This is a genomic window from Enterococcus songbeiensis, assembly GCF_005405265.1.
GTDB lineage: Bacteria > Bacillota > Bacilli > Lactobacillales > Enterococcaceae > Enterococcus_C > Enterococcus_C songbeiensis.
In genome coordinates this window covers 97,581-111,632 of sequence record NZ_BJDS01000004.1, presented here as the reverse complement: position 1 = coordinate 111,632, position 14,052 = coordinate 97,581, and the positions used below count along the sequence as shown (strand labels likewise).

Sequence of the window (14,052 nt, the reverse complement as noted above, 5' to 3'; positions counted from 1 at the left end):
TAGACAAAGAGAGTAGAACAAATTTTTTGTTCTACTCTCTTTCTTTTTATGGATTAACCAGCTGCTCTAGCCATCTCCAATAATTCTTTGGCATGTTGAATCGTTAATTCAGTGATTTCAGCACCTGCCAACATCCGCGCAATTTCATCCACACGTTCCTGCTCATTTAACTGTTTGACTTGCGTGATTGTACGTCCCTTTTGGATTTTTTTTACAATGTAGTATTGATAATCCGCACTTGCAGCGACCTGCGGTAAATGAGTGATACACAAAACCTGTGAATTGCGAGCAATTTTAGAGATTTTTTGTGCGATTGCTTGCGCTACTCGCCCACTTACCCCTGTATCTACTTCGTCAAAAATAATACTGGTAATTCCTTGTGATTTTGAAAAAATCGTTTTCAATGCCAACAAAATCCGTGAGAGTTCTCCTCCTGAAGCAACTTTTACCAAGGGTTTTAGCGGTTCTCCAGGATTTGTCGTCAAGAAAAATTCTACGTCATCAAAGCCGTCCTCTTTCAGCACTTTCTTTCCAGAATTAAAAACAACCTCAAATTGGCTGTTTTCCATGTAAAGATCTCTCAACTCTTGTAGAATTTCTTTCTCCAAGCGATGGGCAATCATTTTTCGCTGTGTATGGACTTTTTCAGCCAACTGCCAGACAAACGCTTCTTTTTGTTGCAATTCTTGCGCCATTTTATCCAAGGCTTCTTCAGAAAAATCCGCTTCTGTTAATTCTTCCGTAATTTTCTCTGCGTAAGCCAATATTGCGGGAATCGTCTCCCCATATTTTCTTTTTAACTGACGAATCAAATCCAATCGCTGTTCGACACTTTCCAAACGTTCTTCATCAAGCTCTAGACTATCCACCTGCCGTGAGATTTCGCCAGCGGCATCCTGCAAAAGATAATAGGCTGTTTGAATATTTTCACTAATTGCTTCATAGTCCGAGTCCAAATGAGCGATGCCTTGCATCTCACTCAGAGCAACACCGACACCATCTAAACTAGGTGCGCCTTCCGCTGCCAAGGCTTCATAGCCATGAGCCAATGCATCCACGATTTTTTGGTAATTGCTTAATTTGTCCCGTTCATCCGTCAACTGCTCTTCTTCCTCCGGTTGCAGTTGTGCCTGCTGAATCTCTTCTTGCTGAAACCGCAGCATATCCATCCGCTGCACAAACGATTGTTCATTCATTTGTATTTTGCGAATTTGCTGTTCCAACTTGCGATAGCTCAAGTAGTTTTCCCGATAGTCAGCCAACAATTCTTTGTACTTTCCATCTCCAAATTCATCGATCAAAGAAAGATGTTGTTCCGGCTGTAATAATTCTTGGTGTTCATTTTGCCCTTGGATATCCACAAGATAGGCACCGACCCGGCGTAAATTTGCCAGAGTAATCGTTCGACCATTGACTCGACAAATATTTTTCCCCGTGATTGCCATGTCTCGTTGAATTATCAATAGGTTTTCTTCCGTTTCGATTCCTAATTCCTCCATTAATGCAGAAAAATCGGGACGAATGGGCATTTCAAACAAGCCCTCCAACAGACATTTGTCGCTGCCCTGCCGAATATAATCACTAGACCCGCGGCCACCTGCCAATAATCCCAACGCATCAATAATGATTGATTTACCAGCACCAGTTTCCCCAGTCAAGGCAGTCATTCCTTTATAGAAACTCAGTTGCAATTCCGAAATAATTGCAAAATTCTTGATCGTTAGCTCCAGTAACATCTGCTGCCTCCTAGATTATAAATAATGCAAAAAATCACGGCGAATCATTGCAGCGTCTTCTTCTGTGCGGGTGATCATCAACACATTATCATCATCATTCAACGTAGCGAACAACTGCTCTTTAAACCGGCGATCAATCAAATTTGCCGCTGCCGATGCATTGCCGGGCAAGGTTCTCAGAATAACGAATTTTTCCATCTGATCCACGGCAACAAAAGCATCTTTTAAAATTTTGGCCAGTTTGGCACCCACGTCTTCCACCGTTTCTGCCGGCAAACTGTAACGGTAGCCACCATCTGGAGAAGGCACTTTAATCAGTTTCAATTCCTTGATATCCCGGGAAATCGTTGCTTGAGTGACGATGACATCCCGCTCTTTAAGCAGTTCAACAAATTCTTCTTGCTTTTGAATATTTTTTTCACTTAATAAGCGGGTAAGCAAACGGTGTCGGTCTTTTTTTCTCATCCTTATGTACTCCTCTCATTTTTTTCGACTATTTATCTAACTGCTGATGGGCTTCTTTTACTAGCTGGGAAATATCGATAGATTCCGCGATAGTTCCCAATTCATCGCTTTTTCTTAAGTGGATGATAAACTCGATGTTTCCTTCTCCACCCGTAATCGGCGAAAAGCTGAGACCTTTGACATCATAGTTTTCATTTCTTGCAAAAGCCACAATCTCTTCGACTACTTGTTGATGGGTTTTTGGATCACGAACAATCCCGTGTTTTCCAACGGCTCCTTTTCCGGCCTCAAATTGTGGTTTGATCAAGGCCATAACATCCCCATTTTCAGCTAAAATTTCATGCAACGGCGGCAGCATTAATCGTAAAGAAATAAAGGAAACATCGATTGTTGCGGCTTCCGGTCTGCCTTCACTGAAATCTTCCGGTTTTGCATACCGAAAATTGGTTCGTTCCATCACGACTACCCGTTCATCCTGCCGGATCTTCCAAGCTAGTTGATTGTAGCCGACATCTAGCGCATAGCTCATTTTAGCCCCGTTTTGCAAAGCAACATCGGTAAATCCACCCGTTGATGCTCCAATATCCAAGACAATTTTATCTCGCAATGTAAAATCAAAAATCTTCAACGCCTTCTCCAACTTCAATCCACCACGGGAGACATACGGCAACTTCCGGCCTTTAACTTGCAGCTGTGTACTCTCTGCAATTTTTTCTCCTGGTTTATCCAGACGTTCATTTTTTTCAGTATACACTTGACCAGCCATGATGCCTCGTTTTGCCTGTTCACGTGTTTCAAACAGACCTTGCTGATGTGCCAAAACATCTACCCGTTCTTTTTTCATTTGGTTCCTCTTTCTTATAGTCGAAATTGCTCAATCAGTTCCGCAAATAGTTGCGGCTGAAAATCGGCTGAATTTTGTAATTCTTTTATTTCTTCTTGCCCATACATTAACGTTTCTGATAATGCTTGCCGGGCCCCGTCGATTCCTAATAAAGAAGGATAGGTGCTTTTTTCTAAAATCGTGTCACGATTAGGATTTTTCCCAAGAACTTCGGCTGTTGCAGTCGCATCCAACAAATCATCTCGAATCTGAAAAGCTAACCCCAAATGTTTAGCAAAGCGTTGAATAGACAGAATCATGGATTCCGGTTGCTCAGCTAAGATTCCGCCGCTAATCATTGCAAAAGTCATTAAATCACCGGTTTTATGTTGATGAATCTTTGCAATCTCAGCCAACGGCAGATGCTGACCCTCTGCTTGAACATCCGCTGCTTGTCCGGCGACCATTCCTTGCGTTCCAGCCGCTTTTGCCAATTGCTGAATCAGCAAAAGCTTCGGACTTGCTTTGATATTTGCCAGACTCAGCAAATGAAAAGCCTCTGTCAGCAAACCGTCACCCGCCAACACAGCCGTTGCTTCATCAAATTTCACATGATTTGTAGGCATGCCTCGGCGTAAATCATCATTATCCATTGCCGGCAAATCGTCATGAATCAGCGAATATGTGTGCAGCATTTCCAATGCGGCCGCAGCTTGATACGCACCTTGTTCGATTTCTTTCCCAAAAGAAGCAATCGTAGCCAGAAGTATCAGCGGGCGCAAACGCTTGCCCCCAGCCTGAACGGAATACATCATGCTTGCTTTCAAGCGGTCATTGATGACATGTTCATCGATAAATCGTAGAATCTCGGCTTCGACCGCCGGCAAATGCTCACGGCGAATGGCTTCTAGATTTTTCATTCTGCCGCCTCTTCAAATGGTTTTTCTTCGTTGTTTTCTGACATCATTTTTGTTAATGTTTTTTCAGCCTTCGTCAAAGTATCCTGGCACTGCTTACTTAATACCATTCCTTTTTGAAATGCTTGTAACGCTTCTTCAAGGGGAACATCTCCTTGCTCCAAGCGGGTAACGATTTGTTCTAATTCTTGTAATGACTCTTCAAATGTTGGATTCGCCATGATTCTCCTCCTCGTTCCATCTACTGAAAATTTCTACGCGTGTTCATTTTTTGCTGTCTTTTAATTCGATTACTTGAACTTTTGCCTGTCCATCTTGATAATGGATCAGCAATTCATCTTTTGGCCGCAATCCGGCAACCGACTTTACAACTGTTTCGTCTTTCGTGGTGTAGCTGTAACCTCGACCCATGATTTTTAATGGACTCAATAAATCCAAAGACTGGATGGCTTGTTGCATTTGTTGTTGTTTTTCTTCTATTAATTGTCGACTTTGCTTAATCAGCCGTTCATTCAAATAGTTCGTTTGCTGTTGCGCAGCTTGAACTCTCGCTAAAGGAATTAGTTGCTGCAGGCGGTGAATCGACTGGGTGGCTTGTCGCTCTTTTTCAAATAGCAGCTGCTGCATTTGCTGTCTCATCCGTTGATTCAGTTGGTCCAAACGAATCGATTGTGCTTCATACAACCGCTCTGGCTGACGAAAGACATAAGAATTCAGGGCTCGTTGATAGCGTTCATTTTTTTTCTGCAATTGGAAAATAAATGCCTGTTCCAAACGTGCTTTTCGTTCTCGAATTTTTACCACTTCTTCATTTAAGACCGGTACGGCCAATTCTGCCGCCGCAGTTGGGGTCGCAGCACGAACATCAGCAACCAAATCAGCAATGGTTGTATCTGTTTCATGCCCAACAGAAGAAATAATCGGTGTTTTTGCGGCAAAAATTGCCCGTGCTACCCGTTCTTCATTGAAGGGCCACAAATCTTCGATGGAACCTCCGCCTCGCCCAATGATCATTGTATCAAAATCACCGGCTGCTTCCACCCGCTGAATATTTTTTACAACATCATCCGCAGCTTTATCCCCTTGAACAACGGTCGGAAATAAAACAATTTGGGCAATTGGATACCGACGGCGAACCGTTGTAATGATGTCTCGAATAACTGCACCGCTTGGACTGGTCAACACGGCGATTCGCTTAGGAAATCGCACCAGATTTTTTTTCGGTGCTGCAAACAATCCTTCATTCCCCAGTTTTTCTTTTAATTGTTCGTAGGCTTGATATAACGCACCGATTCCGTCCGGTTCCATGTGTTCGACATACATTTGATAATTTCCACTGGCCTCATAAAGAGAAATTCGGCCAACCACCAGAACCTTCATTCCTTCTTCTGGTTTAAATTTCACTTTATCAAAGGCACCCTTGAACATCACTGCAGAGATTTTTGCACCGTCGTCTTTTAAACTGAAATATTGATGATTGGGGCGTAAACGAAAATTGGAGATTTCTCCCGTCAGATATACCCGTTCCAAATAGGGATCTGCATCAAATTTTCGTTTCAAATATTTGGTCAGTGCTGTAACGGTTAAATAGTCTTGTGCCATTTACTCACCTGATTTCTGTCCTTTTGCTGCTTTAATCGTTTGGTACATCAGCATGGTGATTGTCATTGGACCAACACCTCTTGGCACGGGCGTGATATAAGAAGCGATTGGTTCCACTTCATCAAATTTCACATCTCCGATTAGTTTGCCTTCCTCATTACGATTCATTCCGACATCAATAACAACAGCGCCTTCTTTGACAAATTCTTTGGTGACAAAATGCCCTCTGCCGATTGCAACGACTAAAATATCGGCTTGTTTGGCTAATTCAGCCAAGTGTTTCGTTTGAGAGTGGGCAATCGTAACTGTGGCATTTTCCGCCAACAAAAGATGTGCCATTGGTTTGCCTACGATATTGCTGCGCCCGATGACTAACGCTTGTTTGCCTTTTAACGAAATATTGTACGCCTCAAACATTTTCATGATACCAAAAGGAGTGCAGGGAATCATTTCCGGTTTGCCGGCAAATAATTTTCCTAAATTCATTGGATGAAACCCATCGACATCCTTCTTGGGGTCGATTGCCAGCAATACCTTTTCTTCACTGATTTGTTTTGGTAAAGGTAATTGAACCAAAATACCGTGATATGCGGGATCCTGATTGTATCTTTCAATTTCTGCCAATAGTGCGGCTTCAGAAATATCACTGGGATAACGTTCAACTTTTGAACGAATGCCGATACGTTGTGCAGCTAATTCTTTATTTTTAACATACGTCTGGCTGGCGGGATTCTCCCCCACCAAAAGAACGACCAAACCAGGACGAATGTGTGCTTCTTCAAGTTCTTTTACTTCTTCGGCAAGGCGTTGCTGCATGGTTTCTGCCAACTCTTTGCCTCTGATCAATTCTGCCATGGAATCCGCTCCTTTTTAACCCATTTGCCTTTATTCTAGCATAGCACTTATTTTTTGCGAAAGCTTTCTTCACGAAAAAAGGAAACTTTTTCTTTCCTATAAGAAAAGCCAGAACGGGGGACCCCATTCTGACTTCGTTGATCAAACGATGGTCTATTGAACTGTTTCATCGTTGATGGTGGAAAGTACACCATTGACGAATTTTCGTGACTGATCATCGCTAAATGTTTTGGCTAATTCGATGGCTTCGTTCAACGCCACTTTGTTGGGTACTTCGGGAACATGCAGCATTTCATAGATTGCGATTCGTAAAATCGTGACATCCATTTTTGGAAGCCGCTTAATGCTCCACCCTTTTTTTAAATGGCTTTGAATAATTTCATCCAATTCTGCCTTTCGTTCACAAACACCGCCAACAAGCTGGTCTAAATAGCCTGGTACAAAGTTCTCTTGTTCTTCATCAATGATTTCATGATGCTCCAATTCAATCGCATGCATGATAGCATCCTGCTTTGATAAATCCTGATTGAAATCAAGAGGAAACAAGGCTTGGAGTGCCATTTTACGAATCTCGTGACGGGATACTTCTTTACTCATGTTCTTCCTCTTCGCTTTCAAATAATTCATCTAAATCAGGTAATTCTAGTTTTTCCGGCACAACAGCTACAACATGTACATTGACTTCAGCCAACGCAACATCTGTCATGAACAAGACTTGTTGTTTGACCCGTTCTTGAATTGCCATTGCTGCTTTAGGAACAGACACACCGTATTTGATGTAGCAATAAAGATCCACTTTGATTCCTGATTCGTCGATAGTCAGATAAACTCCTTTGCCGTGAGCAGAGCGCCCCAGCAATTCTGTTACATTATTTGCAAATGTGCCTCGCATGCCATAAACACCATCGACTTTCGATGCAGCGATACCGATAATCACTTCAATCACTTCTGGTGCAATGACGATTTCACCTAATTCTTGGTTTGCGTTCAGCACAAAATTCTTTTCATCAGCCATGTTGCGTTCCTCCATTCTTATGCCCGTGATACGTAAGTACCGTCACTGGTATTGACGATTAATTTATCGCCTTGATTGACAAAAAACGGTACATTGACCATTACGCCAGTCTCCATCTTCGCCGGTTTAGAACCCCCAGAAGAGGTATCTCCTTTGATATTTGGATCGGTCTCCGCTACTTCTAGCGTCACCGTATTCGGCAGATCAACACCTAATACTTCCGAGCCATACATGATGATATTGACTTCCATATTTTCCAACATGTATTTCAATTCATCAACAATTTGTTCTTGCGGGATTTCGATTTGTTCATAATTCCCCAAATCCATAAACACATGATTTCCGCCACTTTCGTAGAGATACTGCATCTTACGATTATCGATTTGTGCTTTAGCAACTTTTTCCCCTGCACGAAATGTTTTTTCCTGAACGGCACCTGTCCGCAAATTCTTTAATTTTGAACGAACAAAGGCTGCCCCTTTTCCAGGTTTCACGTGTTGGAAATCCACTACGCGCCAAATATCACCATCCACTTCAATCGTCAGACCAGTTTTAAAGTCGTTTACTGAAATCATTCGAATCCTCCTTGTCCTTAGTCTATTCCGGATAAAATTTTCACAAAATTTTTATCGCCGTTCTAGCTTGTCTCCAGGCAACTTTTGCAGCAGAAGAGACATCCTTCACTTTTAAGAGTTCTAGTCGTTAATAGTTTATCATTAATTTGAAGGATACGCTATATAAAACGTTACGGGACAAGGGAACATTTCGTTGGAATTCAGCGATTTTTTTGCTGGCTCTTTTCCACGTGGGCTTCAAAGACTTCCATCAAATGCAGGTAATCATCCATTTTTAATTCTTGCGTAATCAACAGCGTTTCCAATCCAGATTCCAACGGCCACAAAAGATAGCTGGTAGTCAAACACAAGTCACAGTCTTCTTCTGCTGGCTGTCGGAAAAAGATCAGCTGATAATTTCGCTTAAAAAAATGACGAAGATCACGAATCAGCACATCTTCTTCAAATAAAGGCAGATCCGTCAATAATAAAATACGCAGTTGCGGCAGATCCGGCATAAATTCCGACAACTCTTTTAAGACGGTCAGATAGCGACGAAAAAGCATCTTATTCATAGAAAAAATGGGATCATTTGTTTCTTTTTTTACCAATTCAAATTTATTTTTTACCCATTGGATCAATTCTGGATGCTTATGAACGGAAGCCGTCCAAAACGCCGTTGCATTGATTCCCAATTCCAATGTCGGAAATAATTCTGCAAATAAATGGCCACTTAAAAGATAGCCTTGTGCCTGCTGCAATAATTTTTTTCCTTGAACTGGATCTTCTCCTAAATCAGCCAGAATCAAATCCGTCAATCGCTGATGATGGAGATGGACACGGGTTTCACGACGCTGATGATCCTTTATCAATTCCGCTAAAATTGCCGGCTGTTGATAATACTCCTCTCGTGTCAAAAGAGCGAGGTAAAGATAACCCACTGCTTTTTTGGAGCGATGATACAAAGGCAAATGTGTTGTAATTTTAGCAGAAAACTCAGCAAAGAATTGATTGTCTTTCAGATAATGGGTCAGTACCTCATCGTTGGGCAGATGGTGTTGCTGGGCTTCCCGCATCAAACTTGCCGCAATCAAATATTCCAACCGTCTTTTTTTCATGTCATGAAAAGCAACGCCAAAAAATGCCATAACGGCTTTAGCTGCTTCGGCTACTTTTTTTCTGTCAATTTGTGGAAAAGGCCAGATTTTTCCGCGAAAAAGTCGCCAATAATAAATCGACAGATACATCCGTACCGCTTTTTCATCACCAATCAATTGGTAACTGCCCCGTTGAAGAGCCAGACCATACCTTGCCAGATTTTTTTTCAATTCAGTCACTTTTCGATGAGCAGTCGTTTCACTGATGTAGAAATTCTCGCTAAAATCCTGCAACGAATGTAGTTTTTCTGCTAAAATTTCCTCCAACAATTGAAAAGATAATGTTTTGCGGATCATAAAAATCAAAAACTGTTCCTGCTCCAATTCATTATCCGCAAAAAGCAGACGATAGCCCAAACGCTTGTCACGGGCAAACAAAGCCAAATCCGATCCAGTGAAAAGATGGTATTCTTTGGTCAACTCATGGATTAACCGCCCCACACTACGGGTATCTATCGATAAAATCCGGGATAAACCAGTAACAGTCAACCATTGTCCGTCTGCCAGTATCTCTAGGATTGACACTTTTCGAAAAAGTTCGTGATCGACTTCCTGCAACTCTTCTGCTGTTAAATACATAAAAAAATCCCTCCGCCAAACTCTGCATTATTGTAGCAAAAGATGGGCGAAAAGGGAAATTCAATTTAGTAGAGCATTGCTTCAACAAAACGATAGAAGACCGGCAGCAATAATACCGTGACAATACCATTCACACAAATACAAAGTCCTGACAAAATTCCTTCTACCTCACCCAACTCAATGGCACGTCCTGTACCGATAGCATGGGAGGTACTGCCTAAAGCGATTCCTCGTGCAACAGGGCTGTTTATTTTAAAAATTTTAAATACTTGACTGCCGATCAACGCCCCTAAAATTCCCGTGGAAACGACGATAGCTAACGTGACCGCCGATAAACCGCCCATTTGTTTTGAAATATCCAAAGAAATTGCTGTCGTAACTGATTTCGGCAATAAAGAAAGAATCATCGAATCCTTCAAAGAAAAAAGATGACCAATCAAAATACTCAAGGTACAATTCGTCACAATTCCAACAACTGTCGCTGCTAAAACGGGCAGGATATTTTCCTTAAGCTTATCCAAATTACGATACAAGGGCAGTGCCAGAGCAACGGTTGCCGGAGTGATCATCATAGTCAAAAAGTTTGCACCAATATTGTAATCGTCATAGCTGACACCCGTAAGTTTCAAAAAAAGGATAATCAACACAATCGTTACGATCAGCGGATTAACAAATGGAATACGAACATTTCGCAACAATCGTTCCATCAAACAAAACGTTGCTACGGTCAATGCCAATCCAAACAATGGGCTTTGCACCAGCTCAGAGGTCATTGACTTCTCCCCCTTTGACCTGCAATTTTTCTTCCAACTTGACGATTTCTTCTACTACCGCACCCCGACGCCGTGCCAGCATTTTTTCAACAAATTCAGTGGTTTTTCCTACGGTTACCAAGGTAGCCACCACACATAGTGCCACGATTCCTAATAAAATCGGCCAAGTAAATTTAATGGCATCATAATATTTCATCAAGCCCACACCTGCGGGAACGAATAAAATCGTTAAATTATTTAACAAAAACTCACAAGTTGGTTCAATTTTTTTTGCATCGACCACTTTAAACTCAAAGGCCAAAAATAATAACACGATTCCAATGATACTTCCTGGAACCGGTAGATCCAAAACCACACGAAGCCCTTCACCTAAAATAGAAAATAATAACACAATCGCAAACTGACTGAATAATTTCATTGCTTTCCCTCTTATCTTTTTAGCATGATTTTATTATAAGCTTTTTTTATTTCTGAAAATTTCATATCATCCTTTCTTCTGCCTGCATTATTTGAAATAATAAGAGAAAATTTCAGAAAAAAACAGCAGCTCTCCAAAGGAAAGCCGCTGTTTTCTAATCTAAAATTACAGGATAATTAATTCTTTGGGTGCATGGGTTAGCACTTGATTGCCCTCTGGGGTAATCAATAAGTCATCTTCGATTCGGACACCACCAATTCCTGGCAAATAAATTCCGGGTTCATCTGTGATGACATTTCCCACGACAAATTGTTTGTCCGCACGGAAGGAGACATTTGGTCCTTCATGAATTTCCAAACCAATGCCATGTCCAGTAGAGTGACCAAAGGCTTCGCCATACCCTGCTGCAGCAATGTGATCGCGAGCTACGGCATCCAATTGAATACCCGTTAAGCCTGGTTTTGCAGCTTCAATAACTTTCAATTGAGCTTCTAAAACAACTTGATAGATTTCTTTTAATTTTTCTCCGGGATCACCGACAGCAAAGGTCCGTGTCATATCTGAAACGTAGCCTTGATAGTAGCATCCAAAATCTAATGTAATCAAATCCCCTTGTTCAATGACTTTATCACTGGCAACGCCATGCGGCATCGCAGAACGCAGGCCGCTAGCAACGATAGTATCGAAAGAAACACTGGTTGCACCAAGAGAACGCATGAAGAAGTCCAATTGATTGGCAACTTCAATCTCAGTCATTCCCGGACGAATCATTTTTAAAATATGATCAAATCCTTGATCGGCAATATGACAAGCTTGTTGAATGATTGCCACTTCTTCGTCATCTTTGATTTCCCGCAGATTTTCAATCATGCCTGCCACTGGAATCAAATCGGTTTCGGCAATAATTTCTTCTAGTACCGAATATTCTGCAAAGCTAATTTGTGTTTCTTCAAATGCTAAGGCTTGGATTTCTTCTGAGTCACAGATTTTTGCTACTTCATCAAAAATCGGTCCAACATTTTTGACGATTTCAAAGCCTTGCGCTTGTGCCGCAGCTTGTTCCGTATACCGAAAATCAGTGACAAAAAAAGCTTTATTTAACGTAATAACCGCTAAACCTGTCGTCCCCGTGAAATTCGTCAAGTAACGAAGATTGTACGGACTCGTTACCAAAAAGCCGTCAATTTGTTCTTTTTTCATTGCTTCTCGCAATTTTTCTACGCGTAACATCATAGGATGATTCCCTCTTTCTTTTTTGCTTCCTGTTCATTATAACAAAATTTTCAGAAAAGCGAAAAAATTGTCCGCTTTTACAAAAAAAAGAAGTTTCCGCAGAAACTCCTTGTATTCTATCGATAACGATTCATTTTATTTTTTTGAATGACCGAAAAAGAAAGAAATTACCGCCACAAAAATCACTGCCCCGAGAATTGATGGAATGATCGCCATTCCGGCAACTTGCGGTCCCCATTCACTGAATAATGATTGCCCAATCATTGAACCTACCAGTCCGGCAATGATATCAAAAAGACAACCTCGTTTTTCTCCGGTAATTGCACCAGCAATCGTGCCGATTACTGCACCTACGATTAACGTCCACAAAAAATGCATAGGTTTCCCTCCTAAAAATGTTTCCTACTTCAATTCAAGCTTACCACAATTTAGAAAATTTGAAAAAAAGCAGCTGCTCAAAAACTGAGTCAACTGCTTACTTTTTTTGTTTTGATTGAATCGCTCGTTTTAAAACATCCAGTACACCCAATGATTGAACCATATGATCTGGGTCAACGTATTCTCGGATCGCCCGTAATACTTTTTTTGGTTCTTTAGAAGCAAAGGTGAAGGTCCCACCTTTTTTGGTTTTGATGGCATAGCGAGGAATCCATTTGCCCTTGAACATGACCGAAGCAATGACAAATTCGACCTCTTCCCACGGAACTTGGATGTATTTACGGGTATCTCTTGAATTATAAAATTCAAAAGCTTGATCACCAATCATAATTTGACCGTATTCATTGATTCCCATAAAAGAAGTGGCATTGATTGTTAAATCGACTTTTTTATTCAGTGATTGAACCATACATTCGACTCCCTTTCTTGTCGCTTTATTTATTATACGTTTTCCTGGCTGGATATGCTAGGCTTGTCCTGATTATGTAAGACTATTCTTTAAGAAACAAGCTGGAACACCGTTCACGAATGAACAATATTCCAGCCTATTCTGCATTTAATTTATCAGATTATAACAATCCGATTAAATGTCCAACCACACCAACCACGAATAATCCGAGGATGATAACAATTGGAGAAACTTTTTTCTTAAGCAACCACATGCACAACAATGTTAACAATAAAGCAGCCAAACCTGGAATCAATTGATCCAAGTTATCTTGTAAAGACGTTACTTTTACATCAGACAAAGCTTTTCCAGAAGCAACTTCTTGGAATGCTTGTTGTAACCCTTTGCCGCCTTCTGGAATTTTATCCCATTCAACATAAGCGCCTTTATCAAGTTGTACTTCAGAAACCGTTGGGGCAAACTTAATGGATACCCATCGTTGTACTAGCGATCCAAGCACGAACATCCCTAGAATGGATGCTCCTTTTGTTACGTCTTGCAAAAGTCCACCGGAAAGGTCATCCGTGATTTTAGAACCGGCTTTGTAACCAAATTCTTGTGTGTACCACATGAAAGCCCAACGAATAATATTCCAAGCTACGAAGAAAATAATTGGTCCCATGATATTGCCGGATAATGCTAGTGATGCACCTAATGCACCAAGCATTGGACGAACAGTAAACCAGAAAACTGGATCGCCGACCCCTGCCAATGGTCCCATCATACCAACTTTAACCCCTTGGATTGCTACGTCATCAACAGGTGCACCATTGGCACGTTCTTCTTCCAATGCCAAAGTAACGCCTAAAATTGGTGATGCGATATATGGGTGCGTGTTAAAGAATTCCAAATGACGTTTTAACGCTGCGGAACGATCTTCTTTTGTTTTATATAATTTTTTGATTGCTGGGATTAATGAAAATGCCCAACCACCATTTTGCATCCGTTCATAGTTCCATGATCCTTGAATGAAGGTAGAACGCCATGCAACGGCTAAACGATCTTTTTTAGATAATGTGATTTTTTCTGCCATTTCTTT

Annotated in this window: 17 protein-coding genes; all 17 read right to left on the bottom strand. The window is 41.2% G+C overall.

Features of this window, described 5'->3' with window-relative positions:
• Positions 1–53: 53 nt before the first annotated feature.
• Entirely contained in the window at positions 54–1,736 is a 1,683-nt protein-coding gene (recN, locus tag FFM66_RS03760; protein ID WP_048604871.1) for a DNA repair protein RecN, read from the bottom strand.
• Between the two features lie 15 nt (positions 1,737–1,751).
• On the bottom strand, positions 1,752–2,201 hold the full coding sequence (locus FFM66_RS03755) for an arginine repressor (RefSeq protein ID WP_137605024.1): 450 nt from the start codon (positions 2,199–2,201) through the stop codon (positions 1,752–1,754).
• A gap of 28 nt (positions 2,202–2,229) precedes the next feature.
• Positions 2,230–3,045, bottom strand: coding sequence for a TlyA family RNA methyltransferase (locus FFM66_RS03750; RefSeq protein WP_137605023.1), 816 nt, complete (start codon positions 3,043–3,045; stop codon positions 2,230–2,232).
• 14 nt (positions 3,046–3,059) lie between these two features.
• The gene (locus FFM66_RS03745; protein WP_137605022.1) at positions 3,060–3,944 is read right to left on the bottom strand and encodes a polyprenyl synthetase family protein; all 885 of its coding nucleotides are present in this window, start codon (positions 3,942–3,944) and stop codon (positions 3,060–3,062) included.
• Positions 3,941–4,162: an exodeoxyribonuclease VII small subunit gene (locus FFM66_RS03740; RefSeq protein ID WP_048604867.1), complete on the bottom strand. Its 222-nt coding sequence runs from the start codon at positions 4,160–4,162 to the stop codon at positions 3,941–3,943. The genes FFM66_RS03745 and FFM66_RS03740 overlap by 4 nt, the downstream gene beginning before the upstream one ends.
• A gap of 43 nt (positions 4,163–4,205) precedes the next feature.
• Positions 4,206–5,543 (bottom strand): exodeoxyribonuclease VII large subunit, encoded by a 1,338-nt coding sequence (gene xseA, locus FFM66_RS03735; RefSeq protein WP_137605021.1) that lies wholly within the window; start codon positions 5,541–5,543, stop codon positions 4,206–4,208.
• Positions 5,544–6,398 carry a bifunctional methylenetetrahydrofolate dehydrogenase/methenyltetrahydrofolate cyclohydrolase gene (locus FFM66_RS03730; RefSeq protein WP_048604865.1) on the bottom strand — a complete coding sequence of 285 codons (855 nt, stop codon included), beginning with the start codon at positions 6,396–6,398 and terminating at the stop codon, positions 5,544–5,546.
• Between the two features lie 153 nt (positions 6,399–6,551).
• Positions 6,552–6,995 (bottom strand): transcription antitermination factor NusB, encoded by a 444-nt coding sequence (nusB, locus tag FFM66_RS03725; protein ID WP_048604864.1) that lies wholly within the window; start codon positions 6,993–6,995, stop codon positions 6,552–6,554.
• Positions 6,988–7,413, bottom strand: a complete 426-nt coding sequence (locus FFM66_RS03720) for an Asp23/Gls24 family envelope stress response protein (RefSeq protein ID WP_048604863.1) — start codon at positions 7,411–7,413, stop codon at positions 6,988–6,990. Before FFM66_RS03720 ends, nusB begins: the two co-directional genes overlap by 8 nt.
• A 17-nt stretch (positions 7,414–7,430) precedes the next feature.
• Positions 7,431–7,988 carry an elongation factor P gene (gene efp, locus FFM66_RS03715; RefSeq protein ID WP_048604862.1) on the bottom strand — a complete coding sequence of 186 codons (558 nt, stop codon included), beginning with the start codon at positions 7,986–7,988 and terminating at the stop codon, positions 7,431–7,433.
• 200 nt (positions 7,989–8,188) lie between these two features.
• The gene (locus tag FFM66_RS03710; protein WP_137605020.1) at positions 8,189–9,703 is read right to left on the bottom strand and encodes an AcpB/EbpR/MafR family transcriptional regulator; all 1,515 of its coding nucleotides are present in this window, start codon (positions 9,701–9,703) and stop codon (positions 8,189–8,191) included.
• A gap of 65 nt (positions 9,704–9,768) precedes the next feature.
• Positions 9,769–10,476 (bottom strand): LrgB family protein, encoded by a 708-nt coding sequence (locus FFM66_RS03705; protein WP_137605019.1) that lies wholly within the window; start codon positions 10,474–10,476, stop codon positions 9,769–9,771.
• Entirely contained in the window at positions 10,466–10,894 is a 429-nt protein-coding gene (locus tag FFM66_RS03700) for a CidA/LrgA family protein (protein WP_137605018.1), read from the bottom strand. Before FFM66_RS03700 ends, FFM66_RS03705 begins: the two co-directional genes overlap by 11 nt.
• Positions 10,895–11,059: 165 nt before the next feature.
• Complete coding sequence (locus tag FFM66_RS03695; protein WP_048604858.1) at positions 11,060–12,127, bottom strand: M24 family metallopeptidase; 1,068 nt, start codon at positions 12,125–12,127, stop codon at positions 11,060–11,062.
• A gap of 135 nt (positions 12,128–12,262) precedes the next feature.
• Positions 12,263–12,505 (bottom strand): GlsB/YeaQ/YmgE family stress response membrane protein, encoded by a 243-nt coding sequence (locus FFM66_RS03690; protein ID WP_048604857.1) that lies wholly within the window; start codon positions 12,503–12,505, stop codon positions 12,263–12,265.
• Positions 12,506–12,602: 97 nt separating this feature from the next.
• Entirely contained in the window at positions 12,603–12,974 is a 372-nt protein-coding gene (locus tag FFM66_RS03685) for a DUF956 family protein (RefSeq protein ID WP_048604856.1), read from the bottom strand.
• 160 nt (positions 12,975–13,134) lie between these two features.
• The gene (locus FFM66_RS03680; RefSeq protein WP_048604855.1) at positions 13,135–14,046 is read right to left on the bottom strand and encodes a PTS system mannose/fructose/sorbose family transporter subunit IID; all 912 of its coding nucleotides are present in this window, start codon (positions 14,044–14,046) and stop codon (positions 13,135–13,137) included.
• Positions 14,047–14,052 lie beyond the last annotated feature (6 nt).

Coding starts and splice junctions, on each gene's coding strand:
- FFM66_RS03720 (WP_048604863.1), bottom strand. CDS start 7,413: ATGGCTGATGAAAAGAATTTTGTGCTGAACGCAAACCAAGAATTAGGT.
- FFM66_RS03690 (WP_048604857.1), bottom strand. CDS start 12,505: ATGCATTTTTTGTGGACGTTAATCGTAGGTGCAGTAATCGGCACGATT.
- FFM66_RS03710 (WP_137605020.1), bottom strand. CDS start 9,703: ATGTATTTAACAGCAGAAGAGTTGCAGGAAGTCGATCACGAACTTTTT.
- nusB (WP_048604864.1), bottom strand. CDS start 6,995: ATGAGTAAAGAAGTATCCCGTCACGAGATTCGTAAAATGGCACTCCAA.
- FFM66_RS03695 (WP_048604858.1), bottom strand. CDS start 12,127: ATGATGTTACGCGTAGAAAAATTGCGAGAAGCAATGAAAAAAGAACAA.
- FFM66_RS03685 (WP_048604856.1), bottom strand. CDS start 12,974: ATGGTTCAATCACTGAATAAAAAAGTCGATTTAACAATCAATGCCACT.
- efp (WP_048604862.1), bottom strand. CDS start 7,988: ATGATTTCAGTAAACGACTTTAAAACTGGTCTGACGATTGAAGTGGAT.
- FFM66_RS03700 (WP_137605018.1), bottom strand. CDS start 10,894: ATGAAATTATTCAGTCAGTTTGCGATTGTGTTATTATTTTCTATTTTA.
- FFM66_RS03755 (WP_137605024.1), bottom strand. CDS start 2,201: ATGAGAAAAAAAGACCGACACCGTTTGCTTACCCGCTTATTAAGTGAA.
- recN (WP_048604871.1), bottom strand. CDS start 1,736: ATGTTACTGGAGCTAACGATCAAGAATTTTGCAATTATTTCGGAATTG.
- FFM66_RS03750 (WP_137605023.1), bottom strand. CDS start 3,045: ATGAAAAAAGAACGGGTAGATGTTTTGGCACATCAGCAAGGTCTGTTT.
- FFM66_RS03680 (WP_048604855.1), bottom strand. CDS start 14,046: ATGGCAGAAAAAATCACATTATCTAAAAAAGATCGTTTAGCCGTTGCA.
- FFM66_RS03745 (WP_137605022.1), bottom strand. CDS start 3,944: ATGAAAAATCTAGAAGCCATTCGCCGTGAGCATTTGCCGGCGGTCGAA.
- FFM66_RS03730 (WP_048604865.1), bottom strand. CDS start 6,398: ATGGCAGAATTGATCAGAGGCAAAGAGTTGGCAGAAACCATGCAGCAA.
- FFM66_RS03705 (WP_137605019.1), bottom strand. CDS start 10,476: ATGACCTCTGAGCTGGTGCAAAGCCCATTGTTTGGATTGGCATTGACC.
- FFM66_RS03740 (WP_048604867.1), bottom strand. CDS start 4,162: ATGGCGAATCCAACATTTGAAGAGTCATTACAAGAATTAGAACAAATC.
- xseA (WP_137605021.1), bottom strand. CDS start 5,543: ATGGCACAAGACTATTTAACCGTTACAGCACTGACCAAATATTTGAAA.